This window comes from Streptomyces sp. WMMB 714 (assembly GCF_900090125.1).
In the GTDB taxonomy this organism is placed as follows: domain Bacteria; phylum Actinomycetota; class Actinomycetes; order Streptomycetales; family Streptomycetaceae; genus Streptomyces; species Streptomyces daqingensis.
The window spans coordinates 147,758-167,219 of record NZ_FMHJ01000005.1; the positions used below are offsets into that span (position 1 = coordinate 147,758).

The 19,462-nt window shown below is 73.0% G+C and carries 15 protein-coding genes; 7 read left to right on the forward strand and 8 right to left on the reverse strand.

Annotation, left to right across the window (positions count from 1 at the left end):
• The first annotated feature begins 13 nt into the window (after nt 1-13).
• Nucleotides 14-1,369: a hypothetical protein gene (locus tag H181DRAFT_RS29890; protein ID WP_052708544.1), complete on the forward strand. Its 1,356-nt coding sequence runs from the start codon at nt 14-16 to the stop codon at nt 1,367-1,369.
• A 191-nt stretch (nt 1,370-1,560) separates the two neighbouring features.
• On the opposite strand, the gene H181DRAFT_RS10815 is transcribed toward H181DRAFT_RS29890, so the two are convergent.
• From H181DRAFT_RS10815 to H181DRAFT_RS10830, 4 genes are all read right to left on the reverse strand, one after another.
• Nucleotides 1,561-3,042 (reverse strand): phytoene desaturase family protein, encoded by a 1,482-nt coding sequence (locus H181DRAFT_RS10815; protein WP_045864134.1) that lies wholly within the window; start codon nt 3,040-3,042, stop codon nt 1,561-1,563.
• Between the two features lie 398 nt (nt 3,043-3,440).
• Nucleotides 3,441-4,145: a TetR/AcrR family transcriptional regulator gene (locus H181DRAFT_RS10820; protein WP_074467807.1), complete on the reverse strand. Its 705-nt coding sequence runs from the start codon at nt 4,143-4,145 to the stop codon at nt 3,441-3,443.
• A gap of 28 nt (nt 4,146-4,173) precedes the next feature.
• Nucleotides 4,174-6,255: a YhgE/Pip family protein gene (locus H181DRAFT_RS10825; protein ID WP_045864135.1), complete on the reverse strand. Its 2,082-nt coding sequence runs from the start codon at nt 6,253-6,255 to the stop codon at nt 4,174-4,176.
• The gene (locus H181DRAFT_RS10830) at nt 6,227-7,093 is read right to left on the reverse strand and encodes an ATP-binding cassette domain-containing protein (RefSeq protein ID WP_045864136.1); all 867 of its coding nucleotides are present in this window, start codon (nt 7,091-7,093) and stop codon (nt 6,227-6,229) included. Before H181DRAFT_RS10830 ends, H181DRAFT_RS10825 begins: the two co-directional genes overlap by 29 nt.
• A gap of 350 nt (nt 7,094-7,443) precedes the next feature.
• Between H181DRAFT_RS10830 and H181DRAFT_RS10835 the strand changes: the two genes are divergently transcribed.
• From H181DRAFT_RS10835 to H181DRAFT_RS10845, 3 genes are all read left to right on the forward strand, one after another.
• The gene (locus H181DRAFT_RS10835) at nt 7,444-8,070 is read left to right on the forward strand and encodes an SAV_6107 family HEPN domain-containing protein (protein ID WP_368073262.1); all 627 of its coding nucleotides are present in this window, start codon (nt 7,444-7,446) and stop codon (nt 8,068-8,070) included.
• A 201-nt stretch (nt 8,071-8,271) separates the two neighbouring features.
• Nucleotides 8,272-9,033 (forward strand): methyltransferase, encoded by a 762-nt coding sequence (locus H181DRAFT_RS10840; protein WP_045864137.1) that lies wholly within the window; start codon nt 8,272-8,274, stop codon nt 9,031-9,033.
• Between the two features lie 290 nt (nt 9,034-9,323).
• Nucleotides 9,324-9,740, forward strand: coding sequence for a DUF3040 domain-containing protein (locus tag H181DRAFT_RS10845; protein ID WP_045864138.1), 417 nt, complete (start codon nt 9,324-9,326; stop codon nt 9,738-9,740).
• A 322-nt stretch (nt 9,741-10,062) separates the two neighbouring features.
• On the opposite strand, the gene H181DRAFT_RS10850 is transcribed toward H181DRAFT_RS10845, so the two are convergent.
• The 4 genes from H181DRAFT_RS10850 to H181DRAFT_RS10865 all read right to left on the reverse strand — a co-directional run bounded on the left by H181DRAFT_RS10850 (nt 10,063) and on the right by H181DRAFT_RS10865 (nt 15,626).
• A complete protein-coding gene (locus H181DRAFT_RS10850) occupies nt 10,063-12,456 on the reverse strand; it encodes a transglutaminase TgpA family protein (protein WP_045864139.1) in 2,394 nt (797 codons plus the stop codon).
• The gene (locus H181DRAFT_RS10855) at nt 12,453-13,946 is read right to left on the reverse strand and encodes a DUF58 domain-containing protein (RefSeq protein ID WP_078895655.1); all 1,494 of its coding nucleotides are present in this window, start codon (nt 13,944-13,946) and stop codon (nt 12,453-12,455) included. The genes H181DRAFT_RS10850 and H181DRAFT_RS10855 overlap by 4 nt, the downstream gene beginning before the upstream one ends.
• The gene (locus tag H181DRAFT_RS10860; RefSeq protein ID WP_045864140.1) at nt 13,946-14,977 is read right to left on the reverse strand and encodes an AAA family ATPase; all 1,032 of its coding nucleotides are present in this window, start codon (nt 14,975-14,977) and stop codon (nt 13,946-13,948) included. Before H181DRAFT_RS10860 ends, H181DRAFT_RS10855 begins: the two co-directional genes overlap by 1 nt.
• A 73-nt stretch (nt 14,978-15,050) precedes the next feature.
• Nucleotides 15,051-15,626 (reverse strand): beta-class carbonic anhydrase, encoded by a 576-nt coding sequence (locus H181DRAFT_RS10865; protein ID WP_045864141.1) that lies wholly within the window; start codon nt 15,624-15,626, stop codon nt 15,051-15,053.
• Nucleotides 15,627-15,954: 328 nt separating this feature from the next.
• Here H181DRAFT_RS10865 and rsmH point away from each other — a divergent pair, with 328 nt between their 5' ends.
• Genes rsmH through H181DRAFT_RS10880 form a run of 3 tightly spaced genes read left to right on the forward strand, consistent with a single transcriptional unit; the run spans nt 15,955 to nt 19,426 of the window.
• On the forward strand, nt 15,955-16,950 hold the full coding sequence (rsmH, locus tag H181DRAFT_RS10870) for a 16S rRNA (cytosine(1402)-N(4))-methyltransferase RsmH (RefSeq protein WP_045864142.1): 996 nt from the start codon (nt 15,955-15,957) through the stop codon (nt 16,948-16,950).
• Entirely contained in the window at nt 16,947-17,318 is a 372-nt protein-coding gene (locus H181DRAFT_RS28785; RefSeq protein WP_045864143.1) for a cell division protein FtsL, read from the forward strand. Before rsmH ends, H181DRAFT_RS28785 begins: the two co-directional genes overlap by 4 nt.
• On the forward strand, nt 17,315-19,426 hold the full coding sequence (locus tag H181DRAFT_RS10880; RefSeq protein ID WP_045864144.1) for a peptidoglycan D,D-transpeptidase FtsI family protein: 2,112 nt from the start codon (nt 17,315-17,317) through the stop codon (nt 19,424-19,426). Before H181DRAFT_RS28785 ends, H181DRAFT_RS10880 begins: the two co-directional genes overlap by 4 nt.
• The last annotated feature ends 36 nt before the right edge of the window (nt 19,427-19,462 follow it).

Sequence of the window (19,462 nt, forward strand, 5' to 3'; positions counted from 1 at the left end):
AGAGGGGGCTTACATGGGCTGGACAGTCCTCTACATCGCGTTCGGTATCGTCGCGCTGTGGCTACTGGGCGAGGTCCTGCTGCAGTACAAGGCGCGACTCCGCTGGCGCGTGCTCGCCTTCACCGGCTTTCTCGGCGTGGTGGCGGGGGCGCTGATCCCCTCGGTGATCGTGATCGGGGTGGGCATCGCCGCCTTCGCCACCGGCCAGACCTTCGTCACCCTCTCCTACCGGCGCGGCTTCGCGGCAGGCTGGGCGCTCAACGGTCTGCCGGGGACGAACTTCCGCCGCCGTGACGACGAAGAGGACGGCCCCGAGCTGGCCGCCGCCCCGCCGCTGAACGAACTGGGCGGGCCGGAGCAGGCCGCCCTCCCCGGCCCGGGTTCCGACGCCTTCCAGCCCAGCGGCATGGGCATGGGCATGGGCGCCTACGGCGCGGACAGCATGGAGAACACCGGCGCGCTGAGCATGAGCCGGTACGACGCCGGTCCGATGGAGACGACCGGAGGACTGCGCGCCAACCGGTACGACAGCGACTCCCTCGAGAGCACCGCCGCCATGAGCATGAGCGGCTTCGGCGGGGACGACTACGGCTCGAACCGCTACGACGGGAACGGCCAGATCAACGGGAACGGGTACCAGGCGAACGGCTTCGAGGCGAACGGGTACGAGGCGAACGGCTTCGACACCAGCGGCTTCCAGGCCAACGGCTACGACGGCGCCGCCGGGGCGAACGGCTTCGAGACCCAGGGCTTCCCCGCGGCCGACACCTTCGCCACGAACGGCTACGAGCGCCAGGGCTACGAGACCGTCTCCTACGACACGGGCCAGTTCCAGGCGGTCAACGGCTACGGCCAGCAGCTCGGCGGGGAGGAGCCCGTCCCCGTCTACCAGCCCGGCCCCATGCCGGACGAGACGGGCGAGTTCACCCTCGGCGGCTACGGATACCCCAGCCCCGAGCAGCCGGGCATGTACCCGGGCCAGGGCCAGGACGTCCCCCAGCAGCAGTACGCCGCCTACGCGGACCCGTACTACGGCTACGACGCCAACGGCGGGTACTCCGGCGTCCAGTTCGACGGCTACGGGTACCCCGGCCCCGAGCAGCAGGACTACAGCGCCCAGCAGCCGCCCCAGCAGTCGCCGTACGGGTACGGCTCGGACGGCTTCGCGACGGACGGCTACGGCCTCTCCTACGGCGGCGGCGCCACGTACACCGAGCAGTCGTACTTCCCACAGGCGCCCACCGGCGGGGGCGGCGTGTGGGTGCCCCAGCAGCGGGACCCCAACGAGCAGATGGAGCCGGAGCCGCAGCAGTCCTACCCGTACGACCCGAACGGGTACGGCACCGGGGGCAACGGCTACTACTACTGAGCGCCGCGCGCGCCGCGCCGGCTACGCCCGGAAGCCTCCTGCCGGTCCGCATGACCGGGCAGGAGGCTTTCGCGGTGAGAGCCGCGGCTGAGAGCGGCCACGCGTCCGGTGCGAGCGGGGCTCGTCCCGCACGGGCCGACGGCCGCACCGTTGGGCGTCCCGGCCGCGGTCGCAGTGCGCCGCGGGAGCCGTCAGTGCGAGCCGCGCCAGTCGTCGCCCTCCACGATCAGCCCCGCGACGAGCGCGCCGGACATGCCCGCGTGAGCGAGCCCACCGCCCGGGTGCGCCCAGCCGCCGGCCCTGTAGAAGCCCTTCGTCGCCGTCCTGTTGGGCGGTCGGCGTTCCGTGCCGCGCCCGCCTCGTCGGCCGCCCGGGGATCCGGCGAGGGCGGGGGCGGGGACGAGCCCGGCGGGGGCTCCCGTCTCCGCCTCGACGTCATGGGGCGTGCGGACCTCGCGCCAGAGCGTCCGCGGTCCCAGCCCGAGCCCTGCCGCGTCGGCCGCGACGATCAACTCTCCGGCCAGCCGCTCCGCCTCCGCCTGCCCGGGGACGCCCTCCGGGCCGACCGAGACCGACAGCACGGCCGTCTCGTGCGCGGCGTCCGGTGTGAGGGAGGCGTCGTCGGGCCGCAGCACGGTGAGGGGCTGCCCCGGGGCGTCCGCCCGGTGGACGACGGTGCGGTGCACGGTTTCCGGGGGACGTCCGCCGTGCAGAGCGAGAAGCACCGTGAGGCGTGCACGGGCGGGGACGGCGGGCAGGGCCGCTCCGGCCGCCCCGGCAGGCGCGCCGGTCCGGTCCGGCGGCCACCAGCAGCCGGCGACCACGGCGTCCGCGTCGACGTCGGGCGACGCGGCCAGGCTCAGCCCCGTCACCCGTCCGCCCTCCTCCCGTACGGCCGACACCTCCGTGTCGAATCTGAAGCCCACCCCGCGCTCGACGCAGCGCTCGTACAACGCCTGAGCGAGCGCGCGTATCCCGCCGCGTACGTACCAGCTTCCGAAGGTGTGCTCGATGTAGGGCAGCACCGTCGCGCTCGCAGGCGCGGTGCGCGGGTCGAGGCCGTAGGCGTCGGCGCAGCTGTTCAGCATGGCGCTCAGCCGGGGGTCGCGCAGTTCGTCGCCGGCGACCTCCGCGAGGGTGGGAGCGCGCCGGCGCAGCAGGCCCTTGCCGCGCAGCGCGGGATACGGGTCGTGGTCCCCGGCGGAGGCGTGCGTCCGCGGTCCGACGGCGCTGAGCGGCTCCTCCAGGAGGGGCCGCCTGGTGGCTTCCCAGACCTCACGGGCCCGGCCGAGCAGGTCCGCCCAGCGCGCGCCGGCCCCCGGGCCCAGCGCCGCGTCCAGCGCCCGGACGGTGCCCGCCCGGGAGGCGTGCGGCAGCGACACCGCGGTGCCGTCCGGGAAGACGTGCCGCACGGCGGGGTCGAGCTGTACGAGGCCGACGCGCTCCTCCAGCGGTTCGCGTCCGGTCTTGACGAACAGGTCGCGGTAGACGGCGGGCAGGTGCAGCAGCCCGGGGCCGGTGTCGAAGCGGAATCCGTCCCGTTCGTAGCTGCGCACCCCGCCGCCGTACGTGCCGGTGCGCTCGTAGACCGTCACCTCGTGTCCCGCGACGGCGAGCCGTGCGGACGCCGCAAGTGCGCCCAGGCCGGCGCCGATCACCGCGATACGTGCCATGACGAGGGACTTTAGCCGGGCGCCCCGAGCGCGGTTCGGGCGGTGTCCCGCCGGGTGTTCGCGGCCCGCGGCGACCGGGCCGTGCGGACGTCTCTGGTGTTCTCCGCCCGGGCGGGAGCACGGACTGCTGAGTAGCGCTACCTAGTGGAGCAGTTGAGTATCCGAGCGGATGGGCGGCGCCGTACCGGGAGGGCAGAGTGATGCGCACAGCAAGGGGAGTTGCCCCGGCACCGCCGACACGGGGTGGCGGAACGGGGCAGCACCCCTTGCCGGGGGAACGCGGGTCACGGGGGCCCGCGGGGGAACGGGGAAACGGGGGAGTGGGGGAAGACCGTGCGCGGCCCCTCGAACCGGGTCGCCGGGCGGGACGCTCGCAGCCACTGCGGGCACCGCCTCGGCTACCGGGGCCGCGCACACCCTCCGACCCGTCCCTGCAGCAGCAGAGACAGTGCCGCGTGCACGTCGTCGAGGGAGCGTTCCGGCTGGAACGCCTTCCAGTCCAGTGCCGCCACGAGCACCATGCCGACGAGGGCGGACGCGGTGAGCGCGATGTCGATCTCGCCGCTCAGTTCGCCTTCCTCGACTCCGCCCCGCAGCTGCTCCTCCACCACGGCGACGGCCTCCTGACGCACCACCGCCAGCGTCGAGTTCCACGCCCTGTTCGTCCGCCACAGCTCGGCCACGTACAACTGCGTGAAGGCGGGGTAGCGGTCGATGAAGGCCAGCCCGGCACGCACCATGGCATCGAGCGCGTCGACCCGCCCGCCCCCGGCCCGCGCGGTCGACCCGGCGGCCTCGCGCAGATCGGCGGTGAGCAACTCCACGCCGTACCGCAGCAGTTCCTCGAAGAGTTCGTTCTTGCTGGCGAAGTTGTAGTAGACGGTGCCCTTGGCGACGCCTGCCCGGTCGGCGATCTCCTCCACCGTCGTGGCGGAGAAGCCCTGTTCGGCGATGAGCGTGACCGCCGCGCCGAACAGCTTCTGGCGCGTCGAGCCGCGGTTGCGGCGGACGCGCGCCCCGCCGCTCCCGCCCTGCGCGCTCCCGCCCTGCGCGTTGCGGGAGCCGCCCGTCCCCGGCCCGCCGTCCGGGGTGCTGCTCGTCATCGGTCCGGTCCTCCTCGCGCGGTGCGGCTCACAGGGCGATCTCCGGGTGCAGCCGGTCCAGCGTCCACACCTGCTTGCTCCGCGCCGTCCACGCGGTCAGTACGAGCGCGCTCACGGTGAAGGCCAGCAGCACCAGGCAGGCTCGCCAGACCGGCCACGGATCGCCGCCCGTGACGAGGTGACGCAGTCCGTCGACGACGTAGCTCATCGGAAGGTAGGGGTGAACTGCGTTGAAGAACCCGGGGCTGGTCTGTATCGGATACGTTCCGCCGGCCGACGTCAGCTGCAGCATCAGCATGGCGAGGACGAGGATGCGCCCGGCCGGCCCGAAGCGGGCGTTGATCAGCTGCACCACGGCCGTGAAGCATGCGGTGACCAGTACCAGGAACCCGGCGGCGGCCGCCGGCCGCGCGAACTGCAGTCCGAGCCCCCAGTGCAGCACCGCGATCAGCGCGCCGGTCTGTGCGACGCCTATCGCCGCGACCGGCAGCCAGCCCGCCAGGGTGATGCGCCTGGCCGGGGCGCCGGCGGCCAGCGCACGCTTGTTGAGCGGCTGGAGCAACATGTACGCGATCATCGCACCGACCCAGAGCGCCAGCGGGATGAAGTACGGCGCGAACCCTGTGCCGTAGTTGGGCGCCGCATGTGCCTTGGCGGAGGAGAGGCCGACGGGGTCGGACATCACGTCCGTACGCTCGTCGCGCTCCTTTTTGCCGTAGTCGGGGATCTTCTTCGCGCCGTCGTGCAGTCCGTGCGACAGCTGCGAGGAGCCGTCGGCGAGCCGGTACATCCCGCCGTTCAGCGTGTTCGCGCCCTCCGACAGCCGTCCCAGGCCGGCGTCGAGCTGTGCCGCGCCGTTCCGGGCGCGTACGAGCCCCGCGTCCAGCTTGGCCGCTCCCGCGGAGACCTTCCGGGCGCCCCGGTCGAGCTTGTGGATCTTCGCGACCGCCGCGTCCACATCCTCGGCGAGGTGCGGGGCCCGGTCGGCCAGGGCGTCCGCCTGCTTCTGGAGCTTCGCCAGACGGGCGTCGAGCCGGTCCAGATGCGCCTGCTCGCGCACGACGCCGTCGACATCCTCCGCGACGTCGGCCGCGGTACGCGCCGCAGCGACCGCCTTCTTCAACTGCGGGCAGGAGGTGTCCAGTTCGGCAGGCCCCCCGCAGCGTGCCCGGTGGAGGCCGGCGAGGGTGTCCGCGGCCTTCCGCGAGTCGGCGGCCGCCTTGCCCGTCCTCTCGGGGAGACCGTCCAGGTTCTCCCGCAGCGCCCCGCTGAGGCGTGCGACGTCGCGAGCGGCCTTGCCGATGTCGTCCCCGTGCTCGTCGAGGAACGGGCGGACCCTGCCCGCGACACCGTCGACCTTCGTCGCGAGCTTCCGCGTACCGTCGGCGACCTGCCGCGAGCCCTTCTTCAGCTCACCCGCGCCGTCGTGCAGCCGCTCCGTGCCGTTCTTGAGCGTGCCGCTGCCCTTCTCCGCCCTGTCGAGGCCGTCCTCGAGCTCCCCGGTGCCCTTCTTGGCCCGGCCGATGCCGTCGCCGAGCTTGTCGGCTCCCTTCGCGGCCTTCGCCGTCTGGTCGTGAAGCGTCGAGAAGGAGACGAAGATCCTGTCGTAGAAGCCGCGTGACGCCTTGCTGGAGGCGGCGGCCCGGACTTCCGAGAAGACGGTGCGGGAGATCTGCCCCACGACGTAGTTGCTGGCGTCGTTCGTGCGCACCTTCAGGGCGCCCGTCCGCGGGTCGCCTCCCGAGCTGGAGGCCACGCGGTCGCTGAAGTCGGCGGGCACGGTCAGCGACAGGTAGTAGCGCCCGTCCTCGACGCCTCTCCGTGCGTCTGCGGCGTCGGTCTCGCGCCAGTCGAACGTGTCGCTCTCGCGCAGCCCTGCGACGATCGAATCGCCGGCGTCCAGCCGTTCGCCGTCCGCCTCGCTGCCCCTGTCGTCGTTGACGAGCGCGACCGGCACCTTGTCCAGGCGCTCGTACGGGTCCCAGAACGACCACAGGTAGAGCGCGCCGTAGAGCAGCGGCAGCAGCATCATCGCCGCCATCGCCGCACGGGGCAGCCTGCCCCTCCCGAAGCGCTTGAGCTCAAGCGCGGCAAGCTTCGGCGAGCGCATGCGCCGCGTCCCCCTCCGTGATCGTGGCCTGCTCGCGGGCCGGGCCCTCTTCGTTCCCGGCTCCTTCGTCCCCGGCCCCTTCGTTCCGGGACGGGCCCCGGTTCTCGCGGCCCGTGCACACGGTGAGCGCGTCGCCGGGAGCCTGGCTGCAGGCCGCGAGAACCGTCGTCCCCGCCTCGGCGACAGAGCGCAGCAGCGACCAGGCCTGCCCGGCTTCGTCGTCCGTGAGCTTCAGCCCGACGTCGTCGACTGCGAGCAGCCGCGGTTCGCCCAGCAGCGCGATCGCGACGGACAGCCGCAGGCTCTCCAGCCGCTCCAGGTCCCGTACGAGCGTGCGCGGGCCCTTCGGCAGGGAGTCCAGGTCGAGGCCGGCGGCGGACAGCGAGGCGTCGAGGCGTGCGCGGGAGGCCGCGGCGCGACGGGCGGGCGGAGTGAGCAGGGCACGCAGCGAACCGTCGAACCGCCGCCGCAGCAGCACCTGTTCGCGTAGCTGTTCGGCGACGGACAGGCCGGGCTCGAGGTCGGTCACCCCCGGTACGGCTCCCAGAGCGCTGATGCGGCGCACGGCGCCCAGCTCCCCTGGCAGGCGGTGCCCGCCCACGACCGCGTGGCCCGAGGTGGTCCTCATGCGCCCCGTGAGCGCCAGCAGAAGGCAGGTGCGCCCCGAGCCGGACGGGCCCTCCAGGGCGACGAGCGAGCCCGGTGGCGCGGAGAAGCAGATGTCCCCGAAGACCTCTCCCCGGGCGCCGGTCAGGCCGAGGCCCTCGGCACGGACCTCCGCCCCCGCGCGGCCGCCCGAGCCGCCGCCGGGCCGGGACTCCTCCGGCGCTTCGCCCATGGCTTCCGCCTCTCTCCGCCGCGCGCCCCGCTCGTACGGTCGCGGGCGGGCAGCTTTTGAACTGACTGGTCAGTTCAAAAGTATGCCCGACCATGCAACGCTCCCCTGCGGGCACCCCCTTGAAAGGGCGCCCCGGGTACGGGACGGGCACGAGCCGCAACCGCAGCGGCCTCGGGGCGGCACCCCGGAGGGCCGGGGTCCGAGCTGACCCGAGCTGACCCGGGCTAGGAGGTCACGCCTGAGCGGTGGGTGTTTGCGCAGGTCAGGGTCGATTGTCAGTGGTGTCCTCCACGATGGGCACATACGGCCGAACCGGCGAAGTGCCAGACGACGACAGGAGGTTGGTTCCCGTGCGGCGACATCCTCGGGGAGCACCCCCGAACTCCTCACAGGCGACACCGGCGAGCGACGTCCATCCAGTGCTGCGCCGCGCGGCCGCCCCGCCGGCCGCTCTCGACCTGCTGGCCCAGGCGCAGCACGGCCTGGACGAGGCAGCGGCGATGGAGACGCCGAACGAGCGGTACGCCATCGCGCACCTGGCGGCACTGCGCACCGCCGCGGCCGTGCTCGCCGTCCGCGGCCGGCCCGAGAGCAGCGAGAGGCGCAGGCGCGCCATTCGCAGCGCCTGGGAGGTGCTTCCCGAGGCGGCTCCCGAACTGTCCGAGTGGTGCCTGCTGTTCGCCTCCGGCGCCCCGAAGCGGGCGCGGGCGGAGGCCGGCATCCGGGGCGCGGTCGGTCAGCGCGAAGCCGACGACCTCGTACGCGACACCGAGGTCTTCCTGCGGCTCGTGGAGCGGATGCTCGTCTCGCAGCCGGCGCTGCCGCAGCCGCGCGTCGCCCCGGCCGACGACGAGCAGGGCGGAGCGGGCGCGCCGAACGGCCCGGCAGGCCGCGCCCAGCCCCCGTCAGGCCGCGCTCCGGGGCGAATACGGGCCCGGAGCGGCCGCGCGGGTCACCCCCGGAAGCGGGCGGGCTGACGCGGCGGAGCGATGGGCCGGCCACCGGGCAGGCCGGCCCTCACGCGCGGCCGTGCGGTGCGCTGCCGTGCCGTGGCGGCCGCCGCGCCGTCCGTACGGGCCGGGGCGGCAACGGGCCTGCGTGCTCAGGGGGATCGGCAGGTCGACGGAGGCAATAGGGTGGGGCCTGCACGCCCCTGAGCCGCCGAGGAGCACCGTCCAATGTCCCGCCCCAGCGCATCACTCCGCACCGCCGTGGTCTGGGAAGTCCTGCGGGGCGCTCTCGACCAGCGGGTCAAGACGTCCGGCAGCGAGTCCCTGGACGTACTGGACACGGGCGGCGGCACCGGCAACTTCGCCGTGCCCGTCGCCGAGCTCGGCCACCGGCTCACCGTTGTCGACCCGAGCCCCGACGCCCTCTTCGGCCTGGAGCGCCGCGCGGCGGAGGCGGGCGTCGCGGCCAGGGTGCGGGGGGTCCAGGGCGACGCCCACGGTCTCTTCGACGTCGTCGAGCGCGGCGGCTACGACGTGGTGCTCTGCCACGGAGTCCTGGAGTACATGGACGACCCCGCCGAGGGCCTGCGCAACGTCGTCGCGGCGCTGCGCCCCGGCGCGGGCACGCTCAGCCTCCTCGCGGCCGGCCTCGGCGGCGCGGTGCTGGGGCGCGCCATCGCGGGCCACTTCACGGAGGCGAGGCACGCGCTCACGGCACCGGACGGACGCTGGGGCGAGAGCGACCCGATGCCCCGCCGGTTCACCGCGGAGCAGCTGACGGAGCTGATCGAGGCCACGGGCATGACGGCCGGAGCGGTGCACGGGGTGCGGGTCTTCGCCGATCTGGTCCCCGGAGCCCTGATCGACACCGAGCCGGACGCGGAGGCGGCGCTGTCGCAACTCGAGGCGGCGGCGTCCGAACTTCCCGCCTTCCAGGCGGTCGCGAGTCAGCTGCATGTCCTCGCCGAGACGCGGTACCACGGCGGGTGAACAGCGAACGGCCCCTCGCGCCACGGGGCGGGGACCACCGGGCAGGCGCAGCAGTGCATCGGAGCTCACCCGATCAGCTGTTGACCGCCGTATGATCGGTGCACGCGGTTCGGCATGGCGGAAAGGCGGTGCGGGAATGCACGAATTGAACGGTCCCGCGCTCACGTCCGCCGTCTCGGCCCTGGTGAGAGGTATTGGCGCAGAGGGGCGGGTTTCACGGGGGCGATTCCCTGCCTATCCTTGAATGGTCGCATCCGGTCGCCCCCGCGACCGACGAGTAGGAGGACTCCGTGCCGCTCTCTGAGCACGAGCAGCGCATGCTCGAGCAGATGGAGCGAGCGCTGTACGCCGAAGATCCCAAGTTCGCGACAGCGCTCGAGGGAAGTGAGCTGCGCAGGTACACCCGCAGGCGGGTCTACCAAGCCGTCGCAGGCTTTCTGGTGGGCATCGCACTGCTCATGGCCGGTATGGTCGCGCAGCAGATCTGGATCAGCGTCGTCGGTTTCCTCGTCATGCTCGGCTGCGCCGTGCTCGCGGTGACCGGCTGGCGGAAAGCCCCCAAGAACGGCGAGCAGCAGGAGCAGGGAGCTGCCCAAGGCAGCAAAGGAGGCAGCGGGGCCCCCACCCGCCGTCAGCCACGCGCCCGGCGTTCGATGATGAACCGTATCGAGGAGCGGTGGCAGCGCCGCCGCGACGAAGGCCAGTAGCCCCTGGGGCACACGGCCGGTGAGCCGGCGAGTACAGCGCCGAGAGCGACGTCTTCCTACGTGACATGGCTGTGGGGCTTCCTTCCGTACCGCGGAAGGAAGCCCCACAGCCATGTCGTGGCGTCTGCCCGCCGCTGACGGGCGGACCGTACAGGTGCGCCGCCCGCGGACAGCCCCCTGGGACCCGGGCCGACTGACCCAGGGCCCCAGGACGCTGCGGGCCACGGCCCCCGCCCGGCACGTCCGCACGTCCGCGGCCGCAGCCGAGGGCGGGACCGGGACAGGCGTCGGGACAGGGCTGGGACAGGCGTCGGGCCCCGGCCTACTTGGCGAAGCGCACCCGCAGGGCCGACGTCCACCGCTCGCGCACCCGCGTCAGCCGCCCCGTCAGACGCCATATCACCCGAATGGACGAGGGCGGCAGCAGCAGTGCGCGGATCCGCAGGCCACGGGGGGCGGCGTCCCGCAGCGCACGGCTCACCTCGAGCACGTCCGCGCGCACCTCCGCCCCTTCCTGGGGCCCGGGCGCGTACAGCACCCGCTCCACGACGAGAGCCACCCGGTACGCGGCCTCCGCCGCTCCCTGCTCCAGGTCGCCGATGCGGGCGATACGCTCCGCCGCCTTCCTCGGAGTCGCCGAGTCCTCCGGGACCACCCCGTAGTCCCAGCCGGTGTCGACGAGTTCACGCCAGGCCGCGAGGACGGCATCCCCGGGATCGGCTCCGGGGGCGGCACGTGCGCGCAGCCTCCGCGCCCGCAGGCGTCTGCGCCACAGCAGCGGCAGCAGGGGCACGCCCACGGCGAGCAGCACGAGTGCGGCCACCCCCGCCGCTCTGCCGACCGGGGCGCCGTCGTCCGTCCCGCCGCTGTCCGGGGGCGGGGCGGCCTGGCCGCACTCGGGGTCGAGCCGCTTCTCCTCGGAAGTGCACTCGTCCGACTCGGACGGCGTGGGGGTCGGCTCCGCGCTCTGACCGCGGTCGGGCAGCTGCTCGGCGGGGTTCTCGCTCGGGTCGGGGGTGTCCGGCTGCGCGTACGCCGGAGGGGTGCCCCGCGTCGGGGTCGGCTCGAAACGGGTCCAGCCCACACCTTCGAAGTACAGCTCGGGCCAGGCGTGCGCGTCCTTCAGCCCGACCGCCATCTGACCGTTCGCCCCGGCGGTCCCCGGCGTGAAGCCGACGGCGACGCGGGCGGGGATCCCGAGGGTGCGTGCCATCGCCGCCATCGAGAAGGAGAAGTGGACGCAGAAGCCCTTCTTCGACTTCAGGAAGTTGGCGATCGCGGCCGACCCGCTGCCGGCCTTCGCCTGGGTGTCGTAGGTGAACCCGCCCTCGGACGCGAACCAGTCCTGGAGGCGCACCGCCCGCTCGTAGGCGTTCGTCGCGCCGCTCGTGATGCGCAGGGCGGTGCTGCGTACGACCGTCGGCAGTGACTCGGGGACCTTCGTGTACTCCTCGGCGACCGGCTCCGGAGGGTCTGCCGCCCGCCGCAGTTGCTGCTCGGTCGGCTGCACCATCAGGCTCTCGACCACGTAGCGCGCTCCGCGGGTCGTCTCCCCGCGGTCGCCGACGAGGGTGCGGCCCTCCGGTTCGAAGCGCCACGCCCCGCCGATGTTCACGCGGCTCGCCGGATAGGGCATGGGCAGCCAGTTCTGCGCGTACCAGTCGGCCGCCACGACAGTGCTGCGGACCCGCTCCGTGGCCACGTCGGGGGAGAGACCGGGGGGCGACGGCAGCGGATCGGGTACCGCGTCTATGCGGCGTTCGGAAGGCTTCCAGGAAGAGCCGTCGAACTGGTCCAGGGCGACGATCCGCAGATACATCTCCTGCGTGTCGCGGGTGTTGGTCGTGTACGTCAGCGCCGTGCGGTCCTCGGGCTGGTTGAGGCTGTCCTGCAGCGCCACCAGGGGGTTCACCGCCGAGACCGTGCCGCCGTTCTCGCCGACGCCGCCGCTGCCGTTGCGGGCGGCGTCCAGCAGCCCGCTGCCCATCGACGGGAGCACTGCCGGGACGATGAGCGCGAGGCCGAGGCTGAGGGCACCGATCCGGCGGCCCGTCCGTACGGGCGCCATCGCCGGGCCCTCGACCGACCCGGGCTGTGCGGGCGGAGCGCCGGGGCGTCCCCGGTCGGTGAAGACCAGCCCCCACTGGGACAGCCGCTCGCGTCCTTCCGCGAGCAGCAGCAGCAGGTAGCCGCCGGCGGCGCAGAGGAACCACGGCCAGGCCGCGCCGTCCCGCGCCAGACCGGCTGCGACGGAGTACAGCGCCAGCAGCGGCAGCCCGGCCGGAGCGGCGCTGCGGAACGTCACCGCCAGCGCGTCGACGAGCAGGCCGATCACGAGGACGCCGCCGACGAGCATGAGGCGTATGCCGTCCGTCACCGGCGCCGGTATGGCGTAGCGGCCCACGTCGTGGCCGCCCTGGCTGAGCAGGCGCTGGAACTCCTCCAGGGCCGCGGGCCCGGGGATAATCCCGGCGAGCGCCTCGTCGCGGGCGAAGAAGAGCGTCAGCATCAGCAGCGACACCAGGACCTGCACCGCCACGGTCAGCACACGTGCCAGCGGGACGCGGCGGGCGGCCGCGCCCACGAGCGTCTGTCCCCCCAGCAGCAGCGCGGCCTGCAGCAGCCACGTGGCCGGGTCCACCAGCGGCAGCAGCGCGCAGGCCGCGGCCAGCGTGGCCAGCGCCGCGCAGAGGGCGAGCCGTCCGCGTCCGCTCATCGCTCCAGCCCCTTCACCGTCGAGTCGTCGGCCTCCTGCCACAGGGCGGACATGGCGACGCCGGGGCCGCCGCGCAACGCCGTCCAGCCCGACTCGCGCAGCACGCGCAGCGCGGGCTCCCCGCCTTCCTCGGGACGCGGCTGCGGGGCCGGCGCGTCACCGGTGTACGGCGTCCCGCTCCCCGGTCCGCCCGGCGGGGCGAAGGCGCCTTCGGGGGCGTAGCCGGCGTCTTCCCCGTCCCAGGCGGGCTGCGCGGCGAAGGCGACCGCCCTGCTCGTGCGCTGCCGCATCCGGCCCACCGTGAGCGCCTGCTCCTCGTCGAGATCGCCGAGGAAGGCGACCAGCAGCCCCTCCTGGCCGCCGGTGCCGCCACGCAGGATGTCGTAGGCGTACGACATCCCCGGCTCGGTGGAGTGCTCCACCAACGCGAGGGTGTCCAGCAGCAGTCCGGCCGTGTCGGAGGAGTCCCCGGCGAAGCCGACGCCCTCGGGGCCGGGCACCATCGTGCCGGTGTCGGTCAGCAGCCGCACCGCGTAACCCTTCTCCAGCAGATGCAGGCAGACGGACGCGGCACCGGAGACCGCCCACTCGAAGGGCGAGTCGGGGCCGGTGCCCGTGTAGGCGTCGCGGCGCGTGTCCAGCAGCACCGTGCAGCGCGCCTTCTGCGGCTGCTCCTCGCGCCGCACCATCAGCTCGCCGTAGCGGGCGGTCGAGCGCCAGTGGACGCGGCGCAGGTCGTCGCCGTGGCGGTAGCCGCGCGGGATGACGTCGTCCTCGCCGGCGAGCGCCAGCGACCTCTGCCGTCCGTCCCCGTAACCGGTCGTGTCGCCCGACAGCCGCCCTGACGGCAGCGCCTCGACCTGCGGCACCACCGTGAGCGTGTCGAACGTGGTGAAGGAACGGGTGAGTTCGCACAGCCCGAACGGATCGGTCAGCCGGAGCTGCATGGGCCCGAGGGGGTAGCTGCCGCGCATGTCGGACCGCACCCGGTACGAGACCTCCCGCTGCCCGCCCGGCTCCAGGCGGTCCAGTACGAAGCGGGGCCTGGGCCCCAGCACGTAGGGCACCCGGTCCTGGAGCATCAGCAGCCCCGTCGGCAGCCGGGAGACGTTGTCGACGCGCAGATGCACCCGCGCCTCCGAACGCGCGGGCACGCGCGCGGGGGAGAGCCTGCGGGACCCGGCCACGCGGTAGCGCGTGCGGTAGAGGACGAGCACGCAGACCAGAGGCAGCGCCATCAGCAGCATGCCCACGCGCAGCAGGTCCGCCTGCCCGAGCAGGTAGGCGCACACGGCTGCTGCCACGCCCGCCGCGAGGAACGACCGGCCGCGGGTCGTCAGCCCGGAGAGGGCGGTGCGCAGCTGCCCGCGCTGCTTCTCTTCCTGGCCGGGCACCGACCCGTCGTCCGGAGGCTCCTCGCCGCGGCGCACCCTGCTCCGGCCGCGCCCGCGACGGGCGGCGTCCGCTCCGGCAGCCGTACGCTCCGACATCAGTAGCCTCGCGGCGACTGCTGTCCGTAGCCGTCGGGGGGCGGCGCGGTGCCCGCGCCTCCCTGCGTCGCGCTCGGTACGGGCACGCGGTGCAGGATCTCGGTGACCACCTGCTCCGCCGTACGTCTGCTCAACTGCGCCTGCGCGGTGGGCAGCAGGCGGTGCGCCAGCACGGGGACTGCCAGCGCCTGCACGTCGTCCGGCAGCACGAAGTCGCGGCCGGCCAGGGCCGCACCTGCGCGGGCGGCGCGCAGCAGGTGCAGCGTGGCGCGCGGCGAGGCGCCGAGCCGCAGATCCTGGTGCGTGCGCGTCGCCGCGACCAGGTCCACCGCGTAGCGGCGCACCGGATCGGCGACGTGCACACCGCGCACCGCTTCGATCAGCTTGCTGATCTCGTGGGCGTGCGCCACCGGCTGGAGGTCCTCCAGCGGTGAGGCGCCGCCGTGCACGTCGAGCATCTCCAGTTCGGCCGCCGGGCTGGGGTAGCCGATGGAGACCCGCGCCATGAACCGGTCGCGCTGAGCTTCGGGCAGGGGGTAGGTGCCCTCCATCTCGACCGGGTTCTGCGTCGCCACCACCATGAAGGGCGCGGGCAGTTCGTACGTGTGGCCGTCGATCGTCACATGGCGCTCCTCCATCGACTCCAGCAGCGCGGACTGGGTCTTGGGGGAGGCGCGGTTGATCTCGTCCCCGATCACGATCTGCGCGAAGATCGCACCGGGTTTGAACTCGAAGTCCTGGCGCTGCTGGTCGTAGATGCTCACGCCCGTGATGTCGGACGGCAGCAGGTCCGGCGTGAACTGGATGCGCCGCACCGAACAGTCCACCGACCGGGCGAGCGCCTTGGCCAGCATGGTCTTCCCCACGCCCGGAACGTCCTCGATCAGCAGATGGCCCTCGGCGATGAGCACGGTCAACGAAAGCCGCACGACCTCGGGTTTCCCCTCGATCACCGACTCCATCGAGCGGCGCACCCGATCCGCCGTGCTGCTCAGATCGCTGAGGTCCGCTCGCTCGTCATACGTCGTCACCGGCACTCCTCGGCCATCCCCGTCGCTCATCTGCTGCTCGTACACGCATTCTTCACGCCCGCGGCGTCCCGCGTCACCGTTCCCGGGGGATCTCTGGGTCGATCTCGCGGAGCAGGCCGGTCTTCACGTCGAAGACAAAACCGCGTACGTCGTCCCTGTGCAGCAGGAACGGCGAGGTCCGCACCCGCTGCATGGACTGCCGCACGTCCTGGTCGAGATCCTGGAACGCCTCGACGGCCCAGGACGGCCGCTGACCCACCTCCAGTTCCAGTTCGTGCCGGAAGTCTTCCGTCAGATTGAGCATTCCGCAGCCGGTGTGGTGTATCAGCACGACGGTCTTGGTGCCCAGAGCGCGCTGGCTGATCGTCAGGGAGCGGATGATGTCGTCGGTGACGACTCCGCCCGCGTTCCGGATCGTGTGGCAGTCGCCGAGTTCGAGCCCCAGGGCCTCGTGCAGGTCGATACGGGCGTCCATGCACGCCACCACGGCCACGTTGAGCACGGGACGGGCGTCCATGCCGGGGTCGGTGAAGCCCTCGGCATAGCGGGCGTTGGCCTCGACGAGGCGGTCGGTCACTGTCCCGGCGCCGTTCCTGCTGTCGGCGGTGGATTCTGAGGATGGCGGAGATTTCCGCTGGTAGGTCGACATGTGGACGACGTTAGACCGGCTCGGCCCGTATGGCTTCATCCGGGTGAGGACGAATCGGTCGGACGGCCGTTCTGTGAGGCACCCCACAGCCCGCCGGGCGCCCTCCCAACGCGCCTGCGCGCTTGTTGACCGAAGGGACGAGTGGACTAAAGTGGCGCGAAGTGGGAGGCGAGACGCTCCCGGGAGCTGAATTCCCCGCGTGCGCTGGGCGTACGTGCGGCTCGGCCTCCTCCCGCTCCGGCCCCCGGCACCCCTCTTCCCCGGTACCGCGGGCCACTTCCCCTCAGAGCGGGCGGGGACCAAGCAGCACGTGGGCAGGAAAGGGCGCATGACGACCGAGGAACAGCCCGCCAACGAGGAATCCGCAATCCGGGAACGCCACAATCCGGTGATGCTGCGGCGGTGCCTCGACATGCTCGCCCCCGCGCTCGCGGAGCCCGGCGCGACGGTCGTCGACTGCACTCTTGGCCTCGGCGGCCACAGCGAGGCACTGCTGGGCACCTTCCCCGCCGCCCGCCTCATCGCCCTGGACCGCGACCAGGATGCGCTGCGGCTCGCGGGCGAACGGCTCGCCCCCTACGCGGACCGGGCCACTCTCGTGCATGCGGTGTACGACGAGCTGCCCGAGGTCCTCGAGCGCCTCGGCGTGCCGCGCGTCCAGGGCGTCCTGTTCGACCTCGGCGTCTCCTCGATGCAGCTGGACGAGCCCGAGCGCGGTTTCGCCTACTCCCAGGACGCCCCGCTCGACATGCGCATGGACCAGACGCGGGGCCGCAGCGCGGCCGACGTGCTCAACACCTACCCTCCGGGCGAACTCGTCCGGCTGCTGCGCGTGTACGGCGAGGAGAAGCAGGCCAAGCGCATCGTCGAGGCAGTCGTGCGTGAACGCGCCGAGCGGCCCCTGACGAGCAGCGCGCGACTCGTCGAACTGATCCGCGAGGCCCTGCCGCAGGCGGCCAAGCGCACCGGCGGCAACCCGGCCAAGCGCACCTTCCAGGCGTTGCGGATCGAGGTGAACGGCGAGCTCGAATCGCTGGAGCGCGCGATTCCGGCCGCCGTGGGGGCGCTGGCCGTCGGCGGACGCATCGCCGTGCTGTCGTACCACTCGCTGGAAGACCGGCTCGTCAAGCGGGTGTTGACGGCGGGAGCCAGCAGCACGGCGCCGCCCGGCCTGCCTGTCGTGCCGGAGCAGTACCAGCCGCGGCTCAAGCTGCTGACGCGCGGTGCCGAACTCCCCACCGAGGACGAGATCGCCGAGAACCGCCGCGCCGCCCCCGCCCGGCTGCGGGGCGCCGAGCGCATCAGGGAGGAGCACACGGCATGAGTGCACAGCGGCTGTCCCGGCTCGCCCGGCTCGTACCGGCCGGAGCGAGCGCGGCCCGTACACCGTTCGTGCTGCTGGTCGTCGTGATACTGGGCGCCGGTCTGCTGGGCCTGCTGCTGCTGAACGCCGCCGTCAACCAGGGGTCCTTCCAACTGAGCAAGCTGGAGAAGCAGACGGGCGAGCTGACCGACGAGCAGCAGGCACTGCAGCAGGAGGTCGACTCCTACTCGGCGCCCGGGGCGCTGGAGAAGCGCGCCCGCGACCTCGGCCTCGTGCCCGGCGGCACTCCCGCCTTCCTCGAACCGGACGGCACCGTGAAGGGCAAGCCGGAGAAGGCCACCGGCGACCCGAAGCAGGAGGAGCGGTGAGCGAACGCCCGCGTGACCCGCGCCGTACCGGCCGTCCGGCGTCACGTCCTGGCCGCTCCGCGCGCGGTGCCAACTCGCCCAAGTCGGCCGGGAGTCAGGGCAGGGGAGCGGGGGGCAGGGCGGCTGCGGCCAGGCCCGCGCCGGGCAAGGGCGCCGGGAAGGCCGCAGGCCGTACGAAGCCCGTCGGCGCCAAGGCGCCCCTGCCGTCCCAGGGCGGCCGGCTGCGTCTCGCGCGTGCCCGTCCGCGTCTGCGGCTGATCGCGTTCGGCCTGACGGTGGTGATGCTGGCGTTCACCGTGCGGCTGCTGCAGGTGCAGGCCGTCGACGCCAGCGCGTTCGCCGACAAGGCCGCCGTCAACCGGTACATCACGGTGCCGCTCGCAGCCGAGCGCGGCACGATCTCCTCCAGGGACGGCGCCGCCCTCGCCACCACGGTCGACGCCTACGACGTCACAGCCGACCCGTACCTGTTCACGTCCAAGCAGACCGGCGTGAGCGACGCCCCCGAACGCGCCGCGGCGCTCCTCGCCCCCGTGCTCCACGAGGACGAGCAGGAGCTGACCAGGAAGCTGTCCCGGAAGAACACCCGCTACGTGCTGCTCGCGCGGCAGCAGACGCCGCGGACCTGGCAGCAGATCAGGGAGCTGAAGCGGAAGGTCGCGGCGGAGGCGTCCGAGGCGGCGGCGAGCGGGAAGGCGGACAAGGCCGGAAAGGCGGGGAAGGCCGGGGAGGATGCCGCCGACGTCCTGGCCGGCGTCTACCGCGAGAAGCACCCGAAGCGCGTCTACCCCAACCGTGAACTGGCCTCCGCCGTGCTCGGGTTCGTCAACTCCGAGGGCAAGGGCGGCGCGGGCGTCGAGGCCATGCTCGACAAGAAGCTGGCGGGCCGGAACGGGAAGATCACCTACGCGCAGTCCGGCGGCCGCCAGGTCCCCACGGCGGGCGAGCGGGAACGCCCCGCCCGCGCCGGTGCGGACGTGCAGCTCACCCTCGACCGCGACATCCAGTGGGCGGCCCAGCAGGCCATCGGGGAGCAGATCGAGGAGTCCGACGCGGACAGCGGCTACGTGGTCGTGCAGGACACCCGGACGGGTGAACTGCTCGCGATGGCGAGCGCCCCCGGATTCGACCCCAACGACATCTCCCGTGCGGACCCGGCCGCCCTGGGCAACGCCGCGGCGCAGGACGTCTACGAACCCGGTTCGACCAGCAAGCTGATGTCGATGGCCGCGGTCCTCGAGGAGGGCAGGGCCACGCCGCTGACGAAGGTGACCGTCCCGAACCGCCTCAAGCGCGCCGACCGCGCCTTCGCCGACGACGTCGACCACGAGACCTGGAAGCTGACGCTGAACGGCGTCCTCGCCAAGTCCAGCAACATCGGCACCATCCTCGCCACGGAGCAGCTGGGCGAGACGCAGAAGGAGGCCAACAAGGTCCTCCACCGCTATCTGAGCGAGTTCGGCATCGGCAGGCCCACCGGGCTCGGGCTGCCCGGGGCGACCTCCGGCATCCTCGAGCGTCCCGAGAAGTGGAGCGCGTCGCAGCAGTACACGATCCCGTTCGGCCAGGGCCTGTCCCTCAACGCCGTCCAGGCGGCCTCGATCTACTCCACCATCGCCAACGGCGGCGTCCGCGAAGTGCCGTCGCTCGTGCGCGGCACGACGGGCCCCGACGGCGCCTACACCCCGGCGCGCAAGCCGGACAGCCGCCGCGTCGTCAGCGAGAAAACGGCCAGGACGCTCGCCCGGATGCTGGAGTCCGTCGTCAGCGACATGGAGGGGACGGGCACCACGGCCAAGATCCCCGGGTACCGGGTCGCGGGCAAGACGGGTACGGCCAACCGGGTCGATCCCGAGACCGGCCGGTACGACGGGTACACGTCGTCCTTCGCGGGTTTCGCCCCCGCCGACAAGCCGCGGGTGACGGTCTACTGCGCGGTGCAGAATCCGAAGAAGGGCAGCTACTTCGGCAGCGACGTGTGCGGGCCCGTCTACAAGCAGGTCATGAAGTTCGCCCTGAAAAGCCTGCAGATCCCCCCGACCGGAGCAAAGGCCGATCCGCTGCCCGTCAGCGCCGAGAAGGACAGCAGGAAGAAAAAGGGCCGATGAGCCACGGAGACCGGGCGCAGAGGGGACGTACATCAG

Excerpts from the sequence above, each read along its gene's own strand:
- H181DRAFT_RS10865 (WP_045864141.1), bottom strand. The coding sequence starts at position 15,626 with ATGTCGACCTACCAGCGGAAATCTCCGCCATCCTCAGAATCCACCGCC.
- H181DRAFT_RS10825 (WP_045864135.1), bottom strand. The coding sequence starts at position 6,255 with ATGCGCTCGCCGAAGCTTGCCGCGCTTGAGCTCAAGCGCTTCGGGAGG.
- rsmH (WP_045864142.1), top strand. The coding sequence starts at position 15,955 with ATGACGACCGAGGAACAGCCCGCCAACGAGGAATCCGCAATCCGGGAA.
- H181DRAFT_RS10820 (WP_074467807.1), bottom strand. The coding sequence starts at position 4,145 with ATGACGAGCAGCACCCCGGACGGCGGGCCGGGGACGGGCGGCTCCCGC.
- H181DRAFT_RS10855 (WP_078895655.1), bottom strand. The coding sequence starts at position 13,946 with ATGTCGGAGCGTACGGCTGCCGGAGCGGACGCCGCCCGTCGCGGGCGC.
- H181DRAFT_RS10830 (WP_045864136.1), bottom strand. The coding sequence starts at position 7,093 with ATGGGCGAAGCGCCGGAGGAGTCCCGGCCCGGCGGCGGCTCGGGCGGC.
- H181DRAFT_RS10815 (WP_045864134.1), bottom strand. The coding sequence starts at position 3,042 with ATGGCACGTATCGCGGTGATCGGCGCCGGCCTGGGCGCACTTGCGGCG.
- H181DRAFT_RS10850 (WP_045864139.1), bottom strand. The coding sequence starts at position 12,456 with ATGAGCGGACGCGGACGGCTCGCCCTCTGCGCGGCGCTGGCCACGCTG.
- H181DRAFT_RS10840 (WP_045864137.1), top strand. The coding sequence starts at position 8,272 with ATGTCCCGCCCCAGCGCATCACTCCGCACCGCCGTGGTCTGGGAAGTC.
- H181DRAFT_RS28785 (WP_045864143.1), top strand. The coding sequence starts at position 16,947 with ATGAGTGCACAGCGGCTGTCCCGGCTCGCCCGGCTCGTACCGGCCGGA.
- H181DRAFT_RS29890 (WP_052708544.1), top strand. The coding sequence starts at position 14 with ATGGGCTGGACAGTCCTCTACATCGCGTTCGGTATCGTCGCGCTGTGG.